The sequence below is a fragment of the Rhodococcus sp. (in: high G+C Gram-positive bacteria) genome, assembly GCF_049286785.1.
Lineage (GTDB): Bacteria > Actinomycetota > Actinomycetes > Mycobacteriales > Mycobacteriaceae > Rhodococcus_F.
In genome coordinates this window covers 1-2,739 of the sequence record NZ_JBAQEO010000386.1, presented here as the reverse complement: position 1 = coordinate 2,739, position 2,739 = coordinate 1, and the positions used below count along the sequence as shown (strand labels likewise).

General features: G+C 70.1%; 2 protein-coding genes and 1 pseudogene. 2 read left to right on the top strand and 1 reads right to left on the bottom strand.

Annotation, left to right across the window (positions count from 1 at the left end; translation table 11 throughout):
- Positions 1–55 precede the first annotated feature (55 nt).
- Positions 56–568 (bottom strand): hypothetical protein, encoded by a 513-nt coding sequence (locus tag WAW17_RS14340; RefSeq protein WP_422333622.1) that lies wholly within the window; start codon positions 566–568, stop codon positions 56–58.
- Between the two features lie 130 nt (positions 569–698).
- Between WAW17_RS14340 and WAW17_RS14335 the strand changes: the two are divergent.
- Positions 699–1,411, top strand: a pseudogene (locus WAW17_RS14335) (DsbA family protein).
- The gene (locus WAW17_RS14330) at positions 1,408–2,328 is read left to right on the top strand and encodes a cytochrome c biogenesis CcdA family protein (RefSeq protein ID WP_422333621.1); all 921 of its coding nucleotides are present in this window, start codon (positions 1,408–1,410) and stop codon (positions 2,326–2,328) included. The pseudogene WAW17_RS14335 and the gene WAW17_RS14330 overlap by 4 nt, the downstream one beginning before the upstream one ends.
- The last annotated feature ends 411 nt before the right edge of the window (positions 2,329–2,739 follow it).

Here is a 2,739-nt window from a genome sequence, read left to right as displayed (position 1 = left end):
CTTCCCGCCCTCGCCGCCGGCGCCGCAGTGGTCGGGATCGTGGCGGCAGCGTGCGTCAGCGGGCCGATCTGACCGGGGTCGACGGCCGATCGTGCGGCCCACAGGAGTCGTCGCACGGGCGGCACCGCCAACGGTAGGCCACCGCGGCCGCCAGCATCACCAGTGACAGGACCGCAAGGATCGGCTGCAGCGGTGCCCACCATCCCAGCGCGCCGGAGACCCCGATCGTGGCGAGCACCAGCTTGTTGCACACCGGGCACCCGACGGCGAACACCGCCAGCAGCACCCCCGCCACCGGCGTCGCCGTCTGCCGGTCGCCGGGGGCGGCTCGCTGGATGCCGAACCACGCAGCGGTCAGTACCACCGTCGCCGCGAGCACCGGATACTCCCACCACCGCACCGGCACCTCCCGGCCGAACCACGGGTTGGCGACGATGTCGGTGGGCACCCCCACCAAAAGCAGCGTCAGCGCCGCCGCGGCGACGACCCGCACCGTCCTCATACGTCTGTTCGCGGTCGTCCCGCTCACAGCGGTACCCGGGGTGTCGGTGTCCACGATCGGAGCCATCACATCATCATCCTTGCTCGGAGGGACCACGCACTCGAACTACTAAGCAGCTTAGTAGCTCGAGCTACTATCCCGCTTAGTAGTTCCGGGCCGGACGCCCCGGCCCCGAACCCGATCATGGAGGACACGCGTGACATCGACCCGACGGATAACCAAGTCGTCCCTGGACCTGTGGCTGCTGGCCGCGCTCGGCGTGATCGCCGCCGTACTGCTGGCGGCCTTTCTCATCGACCGCACCGGCGACACCGGCGACACCGCCGCCTCCGGACCGCCACCGCAGATGGGGCCGGTGGGGGACATGTCCCGGCGCGTCGACGGCGACCCGTTGGCGATCGGCGCGGTGGATGCACCCGTTGTCATCGTCGCGTACTCCGACTACCGCTGCCCGTTCTGCGCCAAGTTCAGCCGGGACACCGAACCGGTCCTGATCGACAAGTACGTCACCGAGGGCATCCTGCGCATCGAATGGCGGGATCTGCCGATCTTCGGCGACCAGTCGATGGCCGCCGCCCGCGCCGGTCGCGCCGCCGCCGCCCAGGGCCGGTTCTGGGAGTTCAGCAAAGCCGTGTACGCGTCCTCGCCCGAACGCGGCCACCCCGACCTGACCCCCGAGGCCCTGCGCGGCTTCGCCGCGGCCGCCGGCGTGGCAGACCTGGACCGGTTCGCTCGGGAGTCCGCCGACCCCTCGGCCGATCAGGGCATCTACGCCGACGTGCTGGAGGCGAACGCGATCGGTGTCGCGAGTACCCGTCGTTCGTGGTCAACGGCACCCCGATCCTGGGCGCGCAACCGGTCGGGGTCTTCGAGCAGGCCATCGAGGCCGCAGCCGGGTCGGCGCCGTGACCGAAATCGGACTGCTCGGTGCCCTGCTCGGCGGGGTGCTCTCGCTACTGAGCCCCTGCTCGGCGTTGCTGCTGCCCTCGTTCTTCGCCTACGCCTTCGACGGAACCGGTCGAACGGCCGCCCGCACCGCCGTCTTCTACGCCGGCCTGACCGTGGTGCTCGCGCCGCTGGGCGCGGGACTGGGCTTTCTCGGCGCGGCGCTGACCCAGCATCGCGCACTGGTCACGCTGGTCAGCGGCGCAATTCTCATCGGACTCGGGATCATGACTGCCCTGGGCAAGGGCTTCGCGTCGACGTCGGCGCAGCGGGCCGCGAACTCGCTGACCGGCTCCGGGGCGGTGTCGGTCTTCGCGCTCGGGGCCGTGTACGGGTTTGCCGGATTCTGCTCCGGGCCGCTGCTCGGGAGCGTGCTGACCATCGCCGTCGCGGGCGGCCACCCGCTCCACGGCGCGGCTCTCATGGCCGTCTACGCCCTCGGCATGGCCCTGCCGCTGTTCGGTCTCGCGCTGGCGTGGGAACGCTTCGATCTCGGACGACGCGCCTGGCTGCGCGGACGTCCGATCACCGTCGGACCCCTGCACACCCACACCACATCCCTGCTGTCGGGCCTGCTGTTCATCGGGATCGGCGTGCTCTTCCTGAGCACCGACGGCACCGCCAACCTCACCGGAGTCATGGGCGTCGATGCCCAATTCGACCTGCAGGTCACCCTCGGCCGGTGGGCGGCAGCCGTGTCCGACCTCGGCGTGCTCCTGACGGTCGTACTGGCACTGTTCGCCGTGGTCGCCGCCAGGCTGATCCGGACCAGCATGCGGCGAGGACCCCGAGACCAACCACCCGCGCACACCTCTGACAGCTGCACCCCTTCGCCGACCGAGGTGAGGCCACACCCTTCCGACCACGACACCGCCCGATGAAAGGCCGGCACCGAGTACGTACCGACTACCGAAAGGCCCTTCCGATTCAGAACCGACGCCAACCTGACAAAGTCGTACTAGGGTTAGCTGCATGTGACCCACCCGGGCCAGGCACAATCGGGTTTCCGGCCGGGCGGTCGTGGTCAGCCGTTCGCGTTGCCTGCCTGCCACTGCGGCCACGGGGCCCCCAGTCTCCGTAGATCGGCTGCTTGTCGGAGATCACCTCATGCGACGGATGCCCCGGAGAACCCAGGCTCATTGGCATCGAGTTCACCTGGACGCCGGGCGTAGGCGGATCCGTTCGATCGGGCCCGCGAGCTGGAGGCGACGGGTGAGGACCGGGTTGTCGTGGGCTTGGCTTTCGTGACAGGCGATCGCGGCACGCTGCGCGGCGCGGTCGACGGCGATGTC